The 19503-nt window shown below is 30.3% G+C and carries 15 protein-coding genes and 1 tRNA gene; 14 read left to right on the plus strand and 2 right to left on the minus strand.

Going from position 1 to position 19503, the window contains the following annotated elements:
- Positions 1 to 21: 21 nt before the first annotated feature.
- Positions 22 to 2460 carry a hypothetical protein gene (locus tag HNP65_RS03640; RefSeq protein ID WP_184618959.1) on the minus strand — a complete coding sequence of 813 codons (2439 nt, stop codon included), beginning with the start codon at positions 2458 to 2460 and terminating at the stop codon, positions 22 to 24.
- Positions 2461 to 2504: 44 nt separating this feature from the next.
- Positions 2505 to 3215 carry a SagB family peptide dehydrogenase gene (locus HNP65_RS03645; RefSeq protein ID WP_184618960.1) on the minus strand — a complete coding sequence of 237 codons (711 nt, stop codon included), beginning with the start codon at positions 3213 to 3215 and terminating at the stop codon, positions 2505 to 2507.
- A 106-nt stretch (positions 3216 to 3321) separates the two neighbouring features.
- Between HNP65_RS03645 and HNP65_RS03650 the strand changes: the two genes are divergently transcribed.
- From HNP65_RS03650 to HNP65_RS03715, 14 genes are all read left to right on the plus strand, one after another.
- Positions 3322 to 4275, plus strand: a complete 954-nt coding sequence (locus HNP65_RS03650; protein ID WP_184618961.1) for a 2-hydroxyacid dehydrogenase — start codon at positions 3322 to 3324, stop codon at positions 4273 to 4275.
- Entirely contained in the window at positions 4272 to 5276 is a 1005-nt protein-coding gene (locus HNP65_RS03655; RefSeq protein WP_184618962.1) for a UDP-N-acetylglucosamine--N-acetylmuramyl-(pentapeptide) pyrophosphoryl-undecaprenol N-acetylglucosamine transferase, read from the plus strand. Before HNP65_RS03650 ends, HNP65_RS03655 begins: the two co-directional genes overlap by 4 nt.
- Complete coding sequence (gene murC / locus HNP65_RS03660) at positions 5273 to 6574, plus strand: UDP-N-acetylmuramate--L-alanine ligase (protein WP_184618963.1); 1302 nt, start codon at positions 5273 to 5275, stop codon at positions 6572 to 6574. Before HNP65_RS03655 ends, murC begins: the two co-directional genes overlap by 4 nt.
- Positions 6571 to 10038: a chromosome segregation protein SMC gene (smc, locus tag HNP65_RS03665; protein ID WP_184618964.1), complete on the plus strand. Its 3468-nt coding sequence runs from the start codon at positions 6571 to 6573 to the stop codon at positions 10036 to 10038. Before murC ends, smc begins: the two co-directional genes overlap by 4 nt.
- Positions 10035 to 11270, plus strand: a complete 1236-nt coding sequence (locus HNP65_RS03670; protein ID WP_184618965.1) for a PAS domain-containing protein — start codon at positions 10035 to 10037, stop codon at positions 11268 to 11270. Before smc ends, HNP65_RS03670 begins: the two co-directional genes overlap by 4 nt.
- Positions 11260 to 11691 (plus strand): flagellar export protein FliJ, encoded by a 432-nt coding sequence (gene fliJ, locus HNP65_RS03675; protein ID WP_184618966.1) that lies wholly within the window; start codon positions 11260 to 11262, stop codon positions 11689 to 11691. Before HNP65_RS03670 ends, fliJ begins: the two co-directional genes overlap by 11 nt.
- Complete coding sequence (locus HNP65_RS03680; protein WP_184618967.1) at positions 11688 to 12413, plus strand: YdcF family protein; 726 nt, start codon at positions 11688 to 11690, stop codon at positions 12411 to 12413. Before fliJ ends, HNP65_RS03680 begins: the two co-directional genes overlap by 4 nt.
- 129 nt (positions 12414 to 12542) lie before the next feature.
- Positions 12543 to 13244 (plus strand): rhomboid family intramembrane serine protease, encoded by a 702-nt coding sequence (locus HNP65_RS03685; RefSeq protein ID WP_184618968.1) that lies wholly within the window; start codon positions 12543 to 12545, stop codon positions 13242 to 13244.
- Positions 13241 to 14248, plus strand: coding sequence for an asparaginase (locus HNP65_RS03690; RefSeq protein WP_184618969.1), 1008 nt, complete (start codon positions 13241 to 13243; stop codon positions 14246 to 14248). Before HNP65_RS03685 ends, HNP65_RS03690 begins: the two co-directional genes overlap by 4 nt.
- Positions 14238 to 15242 (plus strand): AI-2E family transporter, encoded by a 1005-nt coding sequence (locus tag HNP65_RS03695; protein ID WP_184618970.1) that lies wholly within the window; start codon positions 14238 to 14240, stop codon positions 15240 to 15242. Before HNP65_RS03690 ends, HNP65_RS03695 begins: the two co-directional genes overlap by 11 nt.
- Before the next feature lie 19 nt (positions 15243 to 15261).
- A complete protein-coding gene (locus HNP65_RS03700; protein WP_184618971.1) occupies positions 15262 to 17748 on the plus strand; it encodes a hypothetical protein in 2487 nt (828 codons plus the stop codon).
- A 2-nt stretch (positions 17749 to 17750) separates the two neighbouring features.
- Positions 17751 to 18974 carry a hypothetical protein gene (locus HNP65_RS03705; protein WP_184618972.1) on the plus strand — a complete coding sequence of 408 codons (1224 nt, stop codon included), beginning with the start codon at positions 17751 to 17753 and terminating at the stop codon, positions 18972 to 18974.
- A gap of 68 nt (positions 18975 to 19042) precedes the next feature.
- Positions 19043 to 19378 (plus strand): DUF1292 domain-containing protein, encoded by a 336-nt coding sequence (locus tag HNP65_RS03710; protein WP_184619027.1) that lies wholly within the window; start codon positions 19043 to 19045, stop codon positions 19376 to 19378.
- Positions 19379 to 19407: 29 nt separating this feature from the next.
- Positions 19408 to 19484: transfer RNA gene (locus HNP65_RS03715), tRNA-Thr, on the plus strand.
- Positions 19485 to 19503: the final 19 nt, after the last annotated feature.

Raw genomic sequence — 19503 nt, forward strand, 5'->3', positions numbered from 1 at the left:
AAATCACCCCAGTTTATAAAACTAGTAAACCTCATTAACAAAATAAAAAGAATGCGGTTTGGACCCTAATCCAAAAAACAAACTTAATACACCGTTTAAGTCCATTTTAAATCCGCTTTGTAAATATAATTGATTATTATTTGGAAACCCAACAAATACGTAAAACAAACCATTTAAATCATTTCTACCAGTAACTCCTACAGCTATTCCAGATTGCTTGTAAAATGGGAAAATGTTTGAAATATAAATTCCAGAATAAGAATAAACGGAATTGTCAAAATCATACTCCACATTTCCATATACATACGAATTTTTGTTAAGGAGATTCAACATACTAATGCCAGAAGATAATGAAAAGACCTCGCCATTTCCAAGTTGTGAGTACACTGTTAAATATAAACTAGATGAAAAAGTGTTATTGGAATATACAATACTAGGAGTCAAGTTAAAACTATAGTTAAAGGTTGTTCCTGTTGCAAAATAAAAACCTGAAACATTCACATTTAAAGATAAATCAGTATTATAACTTACTTTATAATCAAAAGGAACGAAAGAAAGCTCTGTAATTCCATAAAAATAATCTTCTGTATTTCTAAAAAGTCCAGCATTTAAAACGCTAAATCTATCCTTATATAACAAATAAGCATATCCAAGGCCATATTCATTGTAAAAATTAGTATAATCTTTAAAGTATCTTAAATAATAAGGTGCCAAAACAAGATCAGAATCTATTGAAGTCTTAAAATCAAATATGCTACCAACACTCCAACCTCCAAACCCTCCGAAATCTCCCAAAGCAGAACTTGTTAAGAAAAATGGCGCAAATAAAGATGGTACAAAATTATACTTTTTTTCTTCCAAAAAACTTGCTTTTCTAAATGTATAATCATCCAATTTTGAATTCTCTGCTATTACACTTTCTATAGTACTTGTTGACAACTTTGTCTTATATACCGCCATCCCATTCTGGCTATAACTTACATAGTAAACTTCATCTTTACTAACTTCTCCATCAAATGCATATAGACCTTTGCTTAGTAATCTAAAATTTTTCACATCTAACAATTCCATATAATTATCAAATTTCATAGTTACATATATTCCATCATTTGTCTTTTTTAAAAAAGCACCTTTAAGATAATAATTGTCTATTAAATTATTACCCTTGTAAAGAGAGTTCCCCACCAAGTAATACAAATTTTCTCCATCAAATGCAAGGCTTCTTATAAATCCATTTACAACTATTTCCTCACTCAACCCATGTATTATTGATTCATCTGTCTTATCATCATAAATTGAATAAATGACTTTGCCATCAAATACATCAAATGCACTAATAAATCCCTCAACAATCTTTTCATTCTTGCCTATGTTCCATATTTCTGTCTTATTGTTTGATAACACAAGTGCATAAATCTCTCCAGAATCAACTTTAAAATCCAATGCAGAAAGATTATATTTTGCTAGTATATTCCCTTTTTCTAATACAATTAACTCATTTATTGGATTGCCCAAATATCCTGTGGCAGCACCAAACTTACTCTTTAAGATATACAGTTTATTATCAATCTTCTCTATTTTGTAAATTCGTTCATTTTTACCTTCGTATATTTTTTCTCCTTCAAACTTTACATTTAAGCTACTAAGCCACTCTGAAACTTCATCTTCAAAATTATTTCCAAAATGTGCCCTAAAATCATCAGTAAAAATTTCAGGAATTCTTATAAGTGAAACATATGGGATTGAAATATTCAACATAATTTCCAACCAACTATACGATTTATTTATAGAATCTTTTAAATACTTATTTACCTTCTCCATTCCATACTTTTTTACAAGATACTCAAAAAAACCCCCGTTTCCATTGTAAAAAACTTGTCCAACTCTAAAATCATTAGCAATTTTGTCCTGAGGAAAAGTTCCACCAAATGTTGAAAAAAGTGCATCTGAGATCACCGGGTTTCTTAACCTTCCAGAATTTTCTGAAAAACTTGATTCTGCAAATACTGTTGGGGCCTCAACCGAAAATTCTCCTAAGCTTGGAGTATACGGCATTTTTAAATCCGAAAGTGTTTTTAAAATACCGTCACTTGGCTTAAGAGTTACAATGTGAGTAAATTCGTGAATTAACAGATATCTATACCAATCATCAAGAGGAAGATAATTATACATAACTCCTGTAGGATGCCAAGTATAAATTACAATTGTATTATTCTGAAGCGGGTTTGCATAACCATTAGTTATTGTGGTCTTTGTTTTTATAAATATATTAATTCTTCCAGGATCATTTTTAAACATATTAACCACATCATATCTAATATCTTCAAAGATATTTCCAACCCTAATTGCAAGGCCTTCATAACCATCTGGATAATAAATTGTAGCATGTTCAAAAATTAATGCTTTTGAAAACAATACAACCGAAAACAATAGGAAAATAAATAATAAAAACTTTTTCACGTTTTTCCTCCCCTTCTTAATATTATTTTGTTAAAATAATTATATCACACAATTTTACCGACAGGCGCAAGGTAAATTACCATCTCATTATCACCATCAACACCTATTAGCTCATCCAGCTTCTTTTGATCATAAGCAGCAACCGCACACGTTCCACAATCTATACTTGTTGCTGCAAGATAAAGGTTTTGACAAACATGCCCTACATCAATTGCAATTGTCTTATAAGACTCATTTGCATATTTCCACTCCGTTCTATATGGAACGGCAACCCAAACAAAAACTACAGCACTATTTCCAACAAATTGCTGCCCTAATGTTGCATCTATAATTTTATCCTTAAAATCTCCAGCTTTAACTTTGCAAAGTCCATGTTTTAATGATACATATCTATATATGCCTTTTTCCAAGCTCTCCACATTAAATACAACCAAATAAGTATCAAATGGATGAGTTGCACCTGCTGAAGGAACTGTTCTAAAAACTACTTTTTTGTCTTGAATATACTTTCTAACACCTTGCGTTGTCCAAAGTAAAAACGACAATTCCTGTAATGACATAGGTGTATCTGTATATTTTCTTATGCTCTTCCTCTTTTCTATAACCTCTCTGAAAGGTTTATTCCCTAAATCAAAATCTGGAAGTTTAATTATTTTTTCACAATCTTTTTCAACCTCCGGTTTTTCAATACCTTTCTCCCTATCAGTATTTTTTATTTGCCGCCAGTTAGATTTTAAAAATTCTCTATTCTTCACAATCACACCTCCATTAAGAGTATATCAAATTTTACAAATAAAAGTTTTAAAATTTTCACTCAAAATTTGTGAATTAATGATATAATCTATTGGGAGGTGTTTTTAAATGAAAGTTTTTATAACTTACAAAATACCTGAACCTGGAATAAACCTATTAAAAGAAAAATTTGATGTTGATGTATACGAAGGGGAAAGATTTTTGACAAAGCAGGAAATGATGGAACGTGTAAAAGAGGCGGATGCAGTTGTAACACAACTTAGAGATCCTGTAGACAAAGAATTTATAGACGCAGGGAAAAAATTGAAAATAATAGCAAATTATGCTGTTGGATTTAATAACATAGACGTGGAATATGCAAAGCAAAAAGGAATATATGTCACAAACACCCCAGATGTCTTAACAGAAGCAACTGCAGATATTACTTGGGCTTTAATCCTTGCTGTGGCAAGAAAAATTATCCCAGCCGATAAATTCACAAGGGAAGGGAAATTTGAAGGTTGGAAACCCAATCTGTTTCTTGGATATGAAATATATGGAAAAACACTCGGTATTATTGGAATGGGAAGGATCGGAAAAGCAGTTGCAAGAAGGGCAATGGGATTTGGCATGAAAATCATATATCATAACAGAAAAAGGGCAGAAGATGATTATAAATACAACGCAAAATATGTAGATCTAGAGACTTTATTAAAAGAAAGTGATTATATTTCCATAAATGCTCCACTTACCAAAGAAACATATCATCTTCTAAATAAAGAAAGGTTAAGTCTTTTAAAGAAAAATGCTATCCTTGTAAATACGGCAAGAGGCCCAATTGTTGATGAAAAAGCACTGTACGAACTTTTAAAAGATAGAAAAATAGCTGGGGCAGGGTTTGATGTATATGAAAATGAACCTGAAATTACAGAAGGCTTGGAAAAATTAGATAATGTAGTATTACTACCACACATTGGATCCGCTACATATGAAACAAGAGAAAAGATGTCTATAATGGTTGCAGAAAATATAATAGATGCATTAGAAGGGAAAATTCCAAGAAATTTGGTGTGGAAAGAATGATAAAAATAGCGGTTGCAGGCGGGGTAACAGGAGGACATTTATATCCTGCACTTGCCGTTCTAAAAGAACTTGAAAAGCTTGCCCCAATTGATGTTTTGTACTTCACAGTTTCAGGAAAACTAGAAGAAAAAGTCTTAAAAGATTACAATTACAAAACAGTTTCTCTAAAAATCCAAGGTCTTAAAAGACCTATTTATTCTATTGAAAATATTAAAAGGCTATTTAAAATCTTTAACGCTAACAATCTTGTTCTAAGAGAGCTCAAAAAATTTAAGCCGAACATTGTATTTGTAACAGGAGGATATGTAAGTTATCCTGTTGGAATAGCTGCAAAAAAACTAAAAATACCACTTTTTATTCAAGAACAAAATGTAATTCCTGGGCTTGCAAACATTAAATTATCTTCCTTTGCAAAAAAGGTGTTTGTGTCTTTTGAGGAATCTAAAAAATACTTTCAAAGAGATGTTGTTGTAACTGGAAATCCTATTCTAATACGTCATAAAGAAAATTTGAATTTTGAAAAAAAGACCGTTCTGATTGTTGGAGGAAGCGGTGGAAGTGAATTTTTAAATTCACTTGCATGTAAACTTTCAAATAAATTAAAGGATTATCATTTTATATTATCTAGTGGAAAAAAAGAAGTGCCTTGTAAAAGTGAAAATTTAACAATTTTAGATTATATTGAAAACATGTCAGATTATTATAAAGCAGTTTCATGTGCTATTACAAGAGGTGGTGCAACAACAGTCAGTGAATTAATTTTCTTTGATACACCTTCGATAATAATTCCATGGGAAGGTTCTACCGAAGCACATCAAATAGAAAACGCAAAGCAAATTGAAAAACTCGGATTAGGATACGTTATAAGAGAAAAAGATGCAAATATTGTAGAAATAATTAATAAAATTATCGAGCTTTCAAACCGCGAAAGAAAATTATCAACAAAGGAAAATCCAGCAATTTTAATAGCAAAAGAAATTAAAAACGAGGTGTTAAAATGAAGATTCACTTCCTTGGAATTGGCGGAATTGGAATGAGTGCACAAGCAATACACGAACATTTCTCAGGAAATGTAGTTACAGGAACCGACCCATATTCATCGGAACGTGTAAATTATCTCGAAAGCCTTGGTATTCAAGTTTTCAAATCACATCTTCCAGAAAATATTGATAGCGCAGATCTAATAGTTAGAACTCCAGCAGTTTCTGAAGATAACGTAGAAGTAAAAAAAGCAAAAGAAAAGGGTATACCTGTTATTTCAAGACTAGAACACCATATATCTATCTTAAGACCATACACTAAAATCGGTGTTACAGGAACGGATGGGAAAACTACAACAACCGCTATGCTTGCTCATGTTTTGTTAAAACTTGGAAAGGATCCCACCGTATTTCTGGGCTCAACGCATCCAATGTTAGAACACGGAAACTACAGGAAAGGAAGCAATATAGCAGTCTTTGAAATGGATGAAAGTCAACCAGGTTTTGAAAACTATAACCCTGATTATCTTATTATAACTAACATTCGGGGAGATCACATAGAAAATTTTAAAAATTTACAACATTATAACAGTTGTTTTGAAAATGCGTGCAAAAATGTTAAAATATGTGTGTTAAACGTCGAAAATAATATAATAAATAATTCAATAAAGTTCGGACTAAATGACGGGGACTATAAAATAAATAAAATAGAAAATAACAAATTTTCTCAAAAAATTACAATAAATACACCATACGGAGAGAAAAGTTTTATTTTAAACGTTCCAGGGATTCACAACGCACTCAACGCACTTTCAATAATTTCATTGCTCTTTGAAATGGGATATGAAAAAGATTTGGTACTAAAAGCATTTTCTGATTTTTCGCTTCCAAAAAGAAGGTTCGATATATCATTTAATGAAAATGATATCATAATAATAGATGATTACTCTCATACTCCAGTAGAAATTAAAAGTTTACTTTCAACCGCAAAAAACGTTTTTAAAGACAAAAAAATTACAATAATTTTTCAACCTCACAGATACTCAAGGCTAAAAAGAGAATGGAAGCACTTTTCAGAAGCTTTATCATTAGCAGATAAGATATACATTACTGAAGTTTACGGTGCATTTGAATCAAAAAATGGCATCAGTGCTAGATTAATTGTAGAAAAGATAAATGACGCTATATTTGTTCAAGAAAAAGAAGAATTATTGCAAATTTTACCTTCAGAACCCGGAGTATATATTTTTGCAGGTGCAGGAGATATTATTGAAATTTCAAAGAAATTTAAAGAAAAAGTAGGAGGGCTAAAAGTTTGAGTATAAAGCTGAAGGAAATTTATTTAAATGGATTTAAATCCTTTGGCAGACCCGTAAAGATTCCAATATCTCCGAGAATAACTGCAATTGTAGGGCCCAATGGCTCAGGAAAATCAAACATTGTCGAAGCTATACAATGGGTCTTTGGAGAGCACTCACTTAAGCAATTAAGAGCTTCAGAAAAATTTGACATGATATTTAAAGGAAATGGAAAAACACCTTCAGCAAGAAGTGCTTTTGTGGAACTTACATTCGATTTTAATGGTCAAGAATATAAAATAGCAAGAAAATTGGATGCAAGTGGAGAAAATACTTACTATTTAAATGGAGAAAGTGCACGTCTTAAAGATATAACAGCCTTGCTGGGATCTAATGCTCTTGTCTCAATAATTGGTCAAGGAAAAATAGATAAAATAGCAATGGCAACTCCACAAGAACTAAAAAAAATATTTGAAGATGCTGCAGGAACATCAGTATATATTGAAAGAAAAAAAGAAGCACTATCAAAACTTGCAGGCACAGAAGCAAACATAGAAAGACTAAAAGATATAATTTATGAAATTGAGCGAAATAAAAAAAGCCTATATATAAAGGTAAAAAAGGCTGAAAAATACCGTGAATATTCTGAAAAGTTAGAAGCCTTAAAAGAAAAATATTTTGGAGCTATTTATACCTTTGAATCTGAAAAGCTAAAAGAATTGGAAGAACAATATTTAAAAAATAAAAATCTATATAAAGAAAAGATGAATGAACTTGCAGAAACAGAAAGTCGATGGTCGATACTAAGAGAAGAATTTAACAAATTAAATAAAAAAATGGAAGACTTCACCAGTCTTCTTGAAACTCAAAAGCAAAGACAAAACCAACTTCTTGAACTCAAAAACTCATATACAAACAGGCTTAACGATCTTAAAAGCATTTATGTTGAAAAAATGGCAAAAATTGATTCACTAAAAGAAGAAACTCAAAGAATCTCAGAAAGGGAAAAAGAAATACATCTAATTCTTGAAAGTTTAAAAAAAGAACTCCTTGAAAAAGAAGAAATTTTATCAAAAGTAGAAGAAGAAAGAAATTTATTAACTTCAAAATACTCTGAAAAAGAGATGAGTCTTTTAAAAAAGAAAAATGAATACGATGAACTAGAAAAAAGTTTAAATAAACTTGAAAACGAAAAAAAGTCTCTAACAGAATCAATAATTGATCTAACGGAAAGACTAAATATGGTTGAAGAACAGCTTGAAACAAAGCTAGAAAGATCAAAGGAACTTAACGAAGAAATAAGTGAACTTTCGCAAAACTCAGAAAAATATGATAAAAAGACAAAGGAATTACTTGAAGAAATAGAACAATTAAAACAGGAAATGCAATCTATAGCAGGCCAAAGAGAATTTTTAAAAGAAAATCTTGAAAAAATTGTCCACAGAAAAAAGGAAATACAATCTGAGATTTTTGTCATTCAAAAGCAACTAAATGAATATCAAGGCTTTTCAAATGCTATTAAAAGGATTTTTGAACAAAAAGATCAATTTCCCGGTATTATTGACGTTGTTGCAAACATTATAGAAACAGATGAAAAATATGTAGAGGCTATAGAAGCTTTATTAGGAGGAAGATTACAACATATAGTAGTTGAAAGTGCTGAGGTTGCAAAAAAAATATTAAATTTTGCAAAAAATGAAAAAATCGGTAGAGTAACTATTATACCTTTGGATTTAATATCACTAAAGTCATCTAATATCAATCTTCCAAAAAACGCAATTGACTTTGCCAAAAATCTTGTCAAAGTAAAAATAGACGAAAAAGAAAAACTATTAAATTATCTATTTGGAAATGACATTGTAGTAGACAATATAGATATTGCTGTAGATATAAAAAGAAAACACAATCTAAGAATAGCAACTTTAGATGGTGAAATAATAAGTTCAAGTGGTGCAATGACGGGAGGAAAATATGAAAATTCTACGTCATTCCTTGCCAGAAAAAACTTACTAGAAAATTTAAAAAACGAACTTACTGAAAAGGAAAAGATAGAAGAGGAAATAATTAAAAAACTAGAGAGTCTTAAGATAAAGCTAGATGAACTTAGAAATTACAGTGAGGTAGTAAACAGCGAACTTTTAGAATATTCAAGTAAAAGTTCATCTTCAAAAAGATTATTACAAGAATTAGTAAGGTCTGAAAATGAATTGAGTAAAGAAATTAAAAATCTTGAGAAGTTAAAAAATGATTATTCATTAAAAGTCCAGGGAATGAGTGAAAGGATAAAAGTTATAGAGTCTGAAATAAAAAGTTCTAACAATACATTAAAGCTTTTAAAGAAAGAGTTGGAAGATTCAAACAAAGAAATGTTTGAAGATAAAGAAAAATTGGAAGAAATTAATGAAAAATACATGGAACTTCAAAGCGAAATTAGATCACTATACGAAAGAAAATTACAATACGAAGGTGAAATTACAAGAGCTTTGAAAAGAAAAGATGAAATCGAAGTAGAAATATCCACTTTTTCCAAAGAAGCAAAAAGTTTGAGAGACGAAATTAACTCAATTGAAGAAAACATAAAAGAATTAGAACAAGAATTAAATACATTAAAATCAGAAACTGAATCTTTATTCAAAAGCATGAATGAAGACAAAAGTGGAAAAAATGATAAAGTTAAAGAACTAAAAGAAGCGGAAGAAAAGATGGAAAAACTACGCGAAGAAACTGAAAAGCTCAGGGAAAAAATGCACTCTCTTGAGCTTGAAATACAAGCTAAAAAGCTGAAAATTGAAAACATCGATGAAAAATACAGAAAGGTCATAAAGCTTTCAGAAGAGGAAGTAAATAACATAAAAAAAGAAATGGATGACCTTGAAAATAAAATAAAATACATCGGGCCCGTTGATTTTGAAGCCGAAGAAGAATACAAAGAAGTTGTAAAAAAATACGAAGAGCTTGAGCTTCAAAAAAAGGACCTTGAAAATGCAAAGCAAAAATTAATTGAATTAATAGAAAAAACAGACGAAGAAGCAACACAGGTATTTATGAATACCTTTAATACTGTAAGAAAGACATTTAAAAAATACATAGAAGAGCTTTTTTTTGGTGGAAAAGGAGACATTAAACTTCTTGATAAAGAAAATGTTTTAGAAAGTGGTATAGAAATAGTTATTTCAAAAGCTAATAGTAGAGCACAAAAGCTGCAGCTTTTGTCGGGTGGCGAAAAAGCACTGGTCGGCCTTGCGCTTTTAATGTCGCTTCTTGAAGCTCAACCAAGTGCACTTTATGTTTTAGACGAACCAGATGCTCCATTAGATGAATTTAATGCTGAAAGATTCAAAACTTTATTGCAAAATTCAAACGCACAGATCTTACTAATAACGCACAAGAAAAATGTAATGGAAGCAGCAGAAATAATGGTTGGGATTACAAAAGTTGATGACATTTCAACTGTTGTTCCAGTAAGATTGGAGGAGGTAGTATGAGGCATCTATTTTATTTACAACAATTTTTTGAAAGACTTCCATCACCAGCATTTATAAAAGACAACAAATTCAGATACGTCTGGATTAACAAGGAATGGAAAAAAACTTATGAACTTGATGATAGAAAGGTTATAGGAAAAACCGATCAAAAAATTTTTGGAAATACTATTTCTGAAAAAATTGAATCAAAAGTTATTAAATCGAAAAAAAATCAAGAGTATGAAAAAGAATACAAAGACAAATTCTTCAGAGTCGTGGTTATTCCAATTAGGCTTGGCGATGGAACATACGGTGTTGCAGGAATTGAATTTGACGAAACAAAGAGATATTTTAACGATTTAGTACTTCAAGCCAACCTAAAAGTATCAGAAATAATTAGAGAACTTTTAGTTTCACCACTTGAGAGTAAAGATTTTTTTGTTGAAAGGCTCCTTGATAAAGTTCAGGAAAAAATGCACTTGGAAAAGTATGCATTAATAAAAAATGATGAAATTATAAAAAGTTTCTTTCCAGAAAATGTATGTTTGAAAGCAATGACTAAGGAAGGAATAAAAGAGTTTAGTGTAAATACTGTAAAATATATTGTCATACCCTTTGATGAATACAAAGTTGTTATTAATAGCTCTCCAATTACACTTAAACTTACTAATTACATTGTTCCTTTAATATTGCCAAAAGTTGAAAATGTTTTGTCAATGATAGAAAACGAAGCAAGAAAAAAACAATATTATACAACCATGGAAAAAATGGTTGAAGCTGTTATCTCATGGAAAAAAGCAAAACTTGAAGATTTTCTCCAAAAAGTGCTTGAAGATATTGTTCAAATTATACCTGAAGCAGAAAAAGGAACTGTGTGGTTAATAAAAGATGGAAAATACAAATGTATTGCCGAAGTAGGATACAAAGATGCTACAAAACTTGAATTTCCACCAGAAAAAACCTCATACGGTCAAAAAATTGAGGAGATGATAAAAGAAGGATACACAGTATTCGAAATTGAAGGAGCAAAAGATTTAGTTTCAACAAGCCCACTTGCGGAAACATTTAAAAAATATGGTATGTTCGATCCAAATTTTAGACCCCTTTTGGGAATATTCAAAGTTGGAAATAACGTTATAGGAAATATTTCAATAGATAATTTTTCAGGAATTTCCTTTTCAAATGAAAGCAAAAAAATTCTAGAGCAATATGTAAAAATACTCTCGAATTTTTTAGAGGAATATGAAATTTAGATTACAAAAATTGCTTGACTTTGCATCTAAACAAGAAGAATTAATAAAGCAAGAGCTTTTTAAAGTAAGGATGGAAAAAAAGAAAATTGAAGAGGAAATTCAAAAAACCGTAGATTACTTAAAATCTCTGGAAAATGAAATTTTTGGAAAGCAAATAAACGGTTTATATTTAAATATGCTCCTTGAAATTAAAAACTCTGGAGAAAAATATATAGAAAGCTTAAAAGATAAGCTTTATGAAATATCATTAATGGAAGAAAAAATTTTAAAGGACTATCTTGAAAAAAGAAAAGAAAGAAAATCTTTGGAAAAGCTTAAGGAAAGGTTTAAAAATAAAGAATATATAGAACTTCAAAGAAAAGACATTAAAAATATAGACGAAATAGCCGAAAGAAAGCACTTCTTTGGAGGGGAAAAATGATATACCTGTACAAGTTTATTGGAAGTTTTGTGCAATTTCCTGGAATTTTAATAGTATTTTTTTCTCTTTTAACTATATATTATTTTTTAAAAAAACGCCAAATTTGGCGATTTTTTCTTATTTTATCAATAGTTTTTTATCTTATTTCTTCTCCATTTTTCGTATATTTTCTTTCAAAAAGTTTCTATATAAAAGAAAAAAATATTCCCGACTCACAAAATTCGGTAATTGTGATATTGGGCGGTGGTATCACTTTTTTTGACGGAAAATATGAAGTAGGAAATCATACGCTTAAAAGACTTCTAAAAGGCTTTGAAACTTATAAAAAAACCAATGCTCCAATAATAATTAGTGGTGGTGTAATTGGAAAAGGAATTAGCGAAAGTACTATTATGAAAAAAATCTTAGTAACCTTCGGTGTAAATATTAATGATATAATTGTTGAAGACAAGGCAAGGACAACAAAAGAAAACGCAATTTTTGTATCAAAACTATCAAAAGAACAAAATTTTGAAAATATTATACTTGTAACTTCATTTCTTCATATGAAAAGAAGTATTATGCTCTTTGAAAAATACTCAAAAAAAAATATAATTCCTATTGTATGTGATTATCCAATAGACTATAGAAACAGCTTCTTAGATTACCTCCCCTCTGCAGAAGCACTTTATACATTTTCCCAAATTACTCATGAATTTTTTGGGATTCTAAAAGGTGGTTAAATGAGAAAAGGAAATTTGATATCTATAGTGTTAATTGTATTTTTAATCTGTAGCTTTATACTATTAAAAATCTGGCAAATACTATATATAAGGCTTAACAGCATGCCATAATGAAAGGATGGTGGATTTATGTTTCCATTGTATGATACCATACCTAGCAGAAAAAAGCCGTACATTACATACACTATTATATTTATAAACGTTGCCGTATTTTTATACGAGTTAATACTTAATAACACTGAACTTCAACAATTTTTCTTTAACTATGGTGTGGTTCCACTGAGATATACTCACGTATTAACAAATAAAATAAAGTATGTTTACCAATGGAATATAATAGAAAATATAATCTATTCAAACCCTATTTTCCCTTTTATCTCACATATGTTTGTACATGGTGGTTGGTCACATATACTTGGAAATATGTGGTTTTTGTGGATTTTTGGTGATAATGTTGAAGATAGGATGGGACATTTTAACTACCTTCTTTTTTATTTAACAGGTGGATTATTTGCATTATTTTTCCACATGGCCTTTAATCTTTTCTCTCCTTACCCTCTTGTAGGCGCATCAGGCGCTATTTCCGCAGTTATGGGAGCATACTTTGTTAATTTTTGGTATTCAAAAATTGTCTCTTTGGTAATATGGTTTGTTCCATTTTTAATTGAAATTCCCGCATTTATTTATCTTTTTGTATGGTTTACTATACAAATCTTAAATGGAACATTATCTAACATAACAGGTTCAGGTGTTGCATATTGGGCTCACGCAGGTGGTTTCATATATGGAATGATTATTGGTAGCAGGGTAAGGAGGAGGTATTATATATGAAAAAGGTGGTAATATTAACAACTGGCGGAACAATTGCTATGGTAAAAAATGAACAGGGGGTAGTTCCATACGATAAGGGTAACGCTTTAATAAGTGAAATACCTTCACTTAAAAACCTTGGTGTTAAAATTGAAGTTAGAGAATTTTCGAATATACCAAGCCCTCATATGACTCCACAGAAAATGTGGGAACTTTCAAGAACTATAGATGAAATTTTAAAAGATAACGATGTTATAGGTGTTGTAGTAACTCATGGGACAGACACACTTGAGGAAACTTCTTATCTTTTAGACTTGACTCTAAAATCTGAAAAACCTGTTGTTTGTACAGCAGCTATGAGAAATATTGGCGAACTGGGAACAGACGGTCCAAGAAATGTTTATTCCTCTGTATTAACAGTTTTATCTCCGCAAGCTAATCAAATGGGGGTAATGGTCTGTTTAAATGATGAAATCCACGCAGCTAGAGAAGTAACAAAGACTTATACAAGCAACGTGGCAACTTTTGACTCTCCAGGTTACGGCCCCTTAGGAATTGTTGATGAAGATAATGTCATATTCTTTAGAAAATCTCTTACAAGGGAAAAAATTTTAGTCGATAAAATAGAAGAGAAGGTGGCGCTAATAAAGACTTTTACTGGAGATGATGGAAAATTATTAAAATATGCCGCAGAAATAGGTTATAAAGGAATAATACTTGAAGGATTTGGAAGAGGAAACGTTCCACCATTAGTAGCAGAAGCAGTTGAGGAAATTGTAAAAGAAAAGAAAATACCTGTAATAATTACCTCAAGATGTTTTAAAGGTAGAGTATACCCTGTGTATGGATATGCTGGTGGAGGAGCTGACTTGAGGAAAAAAGGTGCTATTATGAGTGAACATCCAATAGGCCAAAAAGCAAAGATAAAACTGATGGTTGTCCTCGGAAAAACAAGCAACCTGGAGGAAATAAGGCAATATTTTGAACCTAACATTTCAAGGAGGATTATACTACATGAAGGATAAAGATTTAAAGGCTGCTTTTTTTGTTGGAATATATGCTTTAATTTTTCTTATTTTCTGCATTATTTTTGATACAATTCTAAATATCTTTGTTTTCACATTAATGTCAGTTTTGATTGTGAATCTAATTGCCAAATTTTTCAAACTTATTAAGATTTCTACAAAAACTTCCATAATTTTAGGATTGATAATTTATTTTTTTATAATTATTTATGGTATAATATTAATAATCCCATCTGTAGCTCAACAATTTGGAGAATTTATTGCTACTATAAATTCGGTCTTTGAGAATAAAGCATGGGAAAGTTATCTTGAAAATAATCCAGAACTTCTCAGCGGAGTAAATGACGTTATGAATTGGGTAAGGCCAAAATTGAATGATCTGACAACTTCTTTGCTAAATAACGTAGCAAAAGGAACGCCTACATTTTTTATAACAATATTCTACTCTATCTTACTTACAATATACATCCTACTATACTCTTCATGGTTAAAAAACACATTCCCTAATCTATTTCCGAAAGATATTAGAAATGATGTGGCAACTTTCTTTGACAAAGTATACTCTACTCTCTCTAATTTTGTAAACGTTGTAGTAATTAATGCTGTAATAACAGCTATAGCTTTTTATATCGTGTCATCGTTTTACTTTAAGGATCTTGCAGCCATATTATCATTTTGGGCAGGTATAACAAACTTAATACCAATTGTTGGAGTCTTTTTTGAATATGTACCTGTGTTCTTATTCTCGCTAACGCTTGGCCTAAAAGGATTTATCATTGTTAATATTTTCGTTATAGCTATTCATCTTGCACTTTTCATAATTTTTGTAAATGTTATGAAGATGAATCTTAACCTAAATCCTGTTTTAATGATAATTGCAATAATAATTGTAAATCAGATATTTGGCCTTGTCGGTACCTTTTTTGCTGTTCCTCTTTTAATATTTGTTGTTGCGTATTGGGAAAAATTTGTAAAACCAAAGTTTGAAACTTAATCTTTTGGAGGTGGTTTATATGAAAAGAATTATTTATCTATTTATCTTTTTCATAGTTTTAACCTTTCTACTTTGGTCATGTGGATTGAAAATTCCAAATGAACTTCCTAAAAATATTGAAGTCAAGTATACAAAACACGTAGAATTACCAATAACAACTTTTAAGTTCGAAACAAAAGACATTACTAATGATCTATTTAATAGTATGCAAGAACAAGCCATTAATGTAATTGATGGAAATCCTGTGACATTACAATATGCCACAAATATAGAATTCTCTCCAAAAGATCTGCTAAATGATTTTGAACAACAAATTAATGACTTTTTAGAAAATTTTAAAAATAGTATAAGTCTTTCATTCTCAGCTGATCAAGCTTTTGATATTGTCACACAATCAACCACGCTCGCTTTACCTAATGTTCCATCAATAACCGGGGAAATTAACTTAGATCCTATATCTTTTGACGATTTATCTTTATTATCTATTACTATACCCTTAAGTAGCTCTCAAAGCTCTGTATCTACTGATGTTACTTTTGAAACAGATAAATTCTCCTCTATACACCTTAATGCAGGAAATGTAATTTTAACAAGTACAAATCCAGATCTTGAATTGGGAATAATAATATCTGGAAAAGAATTTAAAAACAATGATTCTGTTGCAGATTTAACACTGGAAAACGGGCAAACAATAACATTAGTTGGAACATATACCGGTTCTGAAGCATATACTACAGCAAATGTTGAAGTAAAGCTTGTCAATTTAAAAGTTGATAAGGGGACAGGTATAAATAGTGTAAACTCTAAGATAGCAATAACACCTATATCCTTAAATGCACTTGACACCAAAGAGTATCAAATAAAACTTTCTGGAAATATTCTATCTGATTTTTTTATTGACGCTACAAATTTAAATTTAGAAAAAGAGATCATTATTAAATCCGAAAGTCAGATCGTTGCTTCGGGAAGCCCTGTTACTTTCGATGAAAATAAATCAATAAACTCTACAGTTCCTCTTACTATAGAAGCTACATTGACACTCTCGGGAAGTAGTGTAGATTTAGATATTTCAAAACCGATTACTTACTCGATTGTTCCAAATGCTTCGATCATAGAAATACAAAATTATCCAATTAACTTTACACAAACTATAGAACTCCCTGAAAATTTAATTGAAACAAAAATTGGAACTGGAACTGTTAATTTAGAATTTAGTGGTCTCTCAGATTTACAAGTAACCGGAAGTGTTTTTGACAGTACAATTACTAATGCTATAACATCTTCTGGAACAATAGCATATATAGATTTCTCAGGTATTTCTCTACCGGCCACTATAACTTTACAAACAATTTCAGGAAAAATTACAGACAATCAAATTTCATTTGCTGGATTCCTTTCTGATGATTTTGAAATTGAACAAGCAAAAATTTCAAACGAATTTTTAAATTCTTCGAAACAGAACTTATCATTTGAAATTCCCGCTAAAGTTAAAGATTTTCTAAATTCTGTCGATGCAACTATTGTGATAAATATGGACTATGCAGCAACTAATATATCCGATTTAAAATTAAATATCCAATCAAACTTCTTTGAAAACAAAGAAATTCTACTTAGTGATTCAGGAAATGCCACAATAAGCAACAATGTTAAAACCCTTGACTTTAACTCTCTTAGCCAAATAAATATTTCGGTAGAAGCAACTGGAACACCTATAATAAGAAATATAAAAAAGGGAAAAACTTACGGTATTGATTTGATAATCTCTGTTCCAAAATTTGATCTCGATAATTTCAACGTAAAATCTCAAAAATTAGAAATACTACCACAAACTACACTTGTTGATTTTTCAACAATAGATGCTTCTGATATTCTTTCTAGTCTTGAACTAGATATAGATATGCCGTTAAAATTCCTTGCAACAAATACTTCAATAGATGCAACTCTAATTTTATCGTTATCTAACAACACATTTGAAATTGCTTCAAATGGTGGAACTGTTAATATAGGTGACTATATTGAACAATTAATTAGAAATGCTTCATCAATTACTATTTCAGCATCTCTTGTAACAAGTGATGGAATTTTAACAAAAGATTCTATATTTGGCTTTGATGCATTAGTATCTATACCACTTTCTGGAACACCAACAAAAAATATCGAATTGTACACCAGTGCTAATGATGATTCATTAGATTTAAGTGATATTTCTCCATTGGTTAATATAATTGACTCTGCAACAATAACGTTTGCTAAATGGGAAAACTCAACTGGTTTAGAAGCAAAAGCTTCAATTAATGGGAAAGAATTTTTAATTGGAAAATCCACACCAACAATTTCTTTAACAAACGCAGAATTAAAAGAATTAATAAATTCTCCAAATATTTCTGTTTACTTGCCTACTGAAAAATTCATACAATTTAATTCGGAAGGTCTTATTGACATCGCACCGTATTTAATACTAGATTTGAAAGTTGCAACAAACGTTACATTTGAAGGAGGGATGTAATTATGAAAAAAACAACGTTAATATTCTTATTTGTAATATCTATCCCAATTTTTGCAAGTATTTTAAATCCTTTTGGAAACTATACTAACCCTGGCCTTGTCCTAGAACAAAATTTCTACCTTGCTGGTACTAACTTCTATGTTGATTTACTATTTAAACAAGATCTATTAACCATTAAAGATTTAAATATATTACTTAATAAAGGAATATTGAATTTAAACAATATAAAAAAGATTTCATTTTATTCATCATTTAACAGCTCGGCATACGGAACATTTAAACTAGGGGGTTTTGCAGTATCTCCATTCTTTAATGTCGAAGGGAACTTAGGATTGTTTATTCCAGATGAAATTAAAGATTTTATTCTCAACAGAGACATAGAAATAGATAACACATATGAATATCAACTAGATGATAAAAATAAATTTTTGCTTGCGAATTCATTTTCAAATATGGGTTTAACAATAAATCTTGGAAAATTTTTTGTTGCACCCTATCTATATATTCCTATTCTTTATACACCTGTAAAAAATGAACAACAAACATTATATTTTAAATATACTTCTTCATCGTCTCCTGCAGAAATATACTTTAATTTAGACGGCAAAGCAAGTATATATTCAATCTTGCCATTGGATCAAATATCTTCTGATAATTTTGATTTAAATAACTTTATTAACTCACTCGATGCAAATGACTTAGGCGTTTCTCTTTCAATAGGATATAATTCGAATAACTTCGGTTTTTCCATAAATAACGTAAAAATCAAACCATCTAATGCCAGATACAAGGCTACTCTTACTACTCTAGCTACATTAACATATGAAGCATCTGATTTAGATATTTCTTCGAATTTTGAAGCAACTGCTATACTAGAAAATTTTCAAGAAAACAGCATTTATGTCTTTAAAGTTCCTAACATAAGTGGATATTTACAAACTTCTGGAAAAATTATAAACCTTGGTGTTAGAGGAAACTATGTTTTAGATAACACCAATCTTAATTGGAAAGCGGGATTATTTGTTAATGGAAACTTTAAAATTCTATACCCATATTACTTTATTGATTATATAAACCCGGCAAAAGCATTTGTACACACTATTGGAAGTGAATTTGACATTCATATTATTTACTTAAATATTAATTTAAAACTTATTTCTCGCGATATTTCACCATTCAACGCAAACTCGTTTGGTTTGAGTTTTAGCTTTGGCTTCGGTATCTAGACTATACAAATAATTTTATTTATGATATACTTGTTCTGAATAATTTTTAAAGAGGAGAGTTGAAAAGTATGCATGATCACCATCACGAACATGAGCACGAACACGAACATTTAGAGGCTTTTACACTTTATGATGAAGAAGGAAACGAACACAACTTTATACTACTAGCCGAAATCGAAAATGAAGGTTCAGATTATTGGGCTTGTGAAGAAATATTTGTAGAAAATGAAGAAATAACAGATTTTGGAGAACTCTACATATTCAAGAAAACAGTTGACAAAGAAGGAAATGTATTCCTGGATACTATCGAAGACAAAGATGAATTTAACAGAGTTGCAAAAATGTTTGAGGAAATGTCCGACTTTGAAATAGTTGATGAGGAAAACGAAGATATTGACAATTAAAAGTTAATTTGTTAAAATATTTTCAGGTTGCAGGCGTAGCTTCAAGAGGTGGAGCGCCTCCTTGGTAAGGAGGAGGGTGTGGGTTCGAGTCCCACCGCCTGCTCCAAAAGGCCTCTTATAAGAGG

Source organism: Thermosipho japonicus (assembly GCF_014201655.1).
In the GTDB taxonomy this organism is placed as follows: domain Bacteria; phylum Thermotogota; class Thermotogae; order Thermotogales; family Fervidobacteriaceae; genus Thermosipho; species Thermosipho japonicus.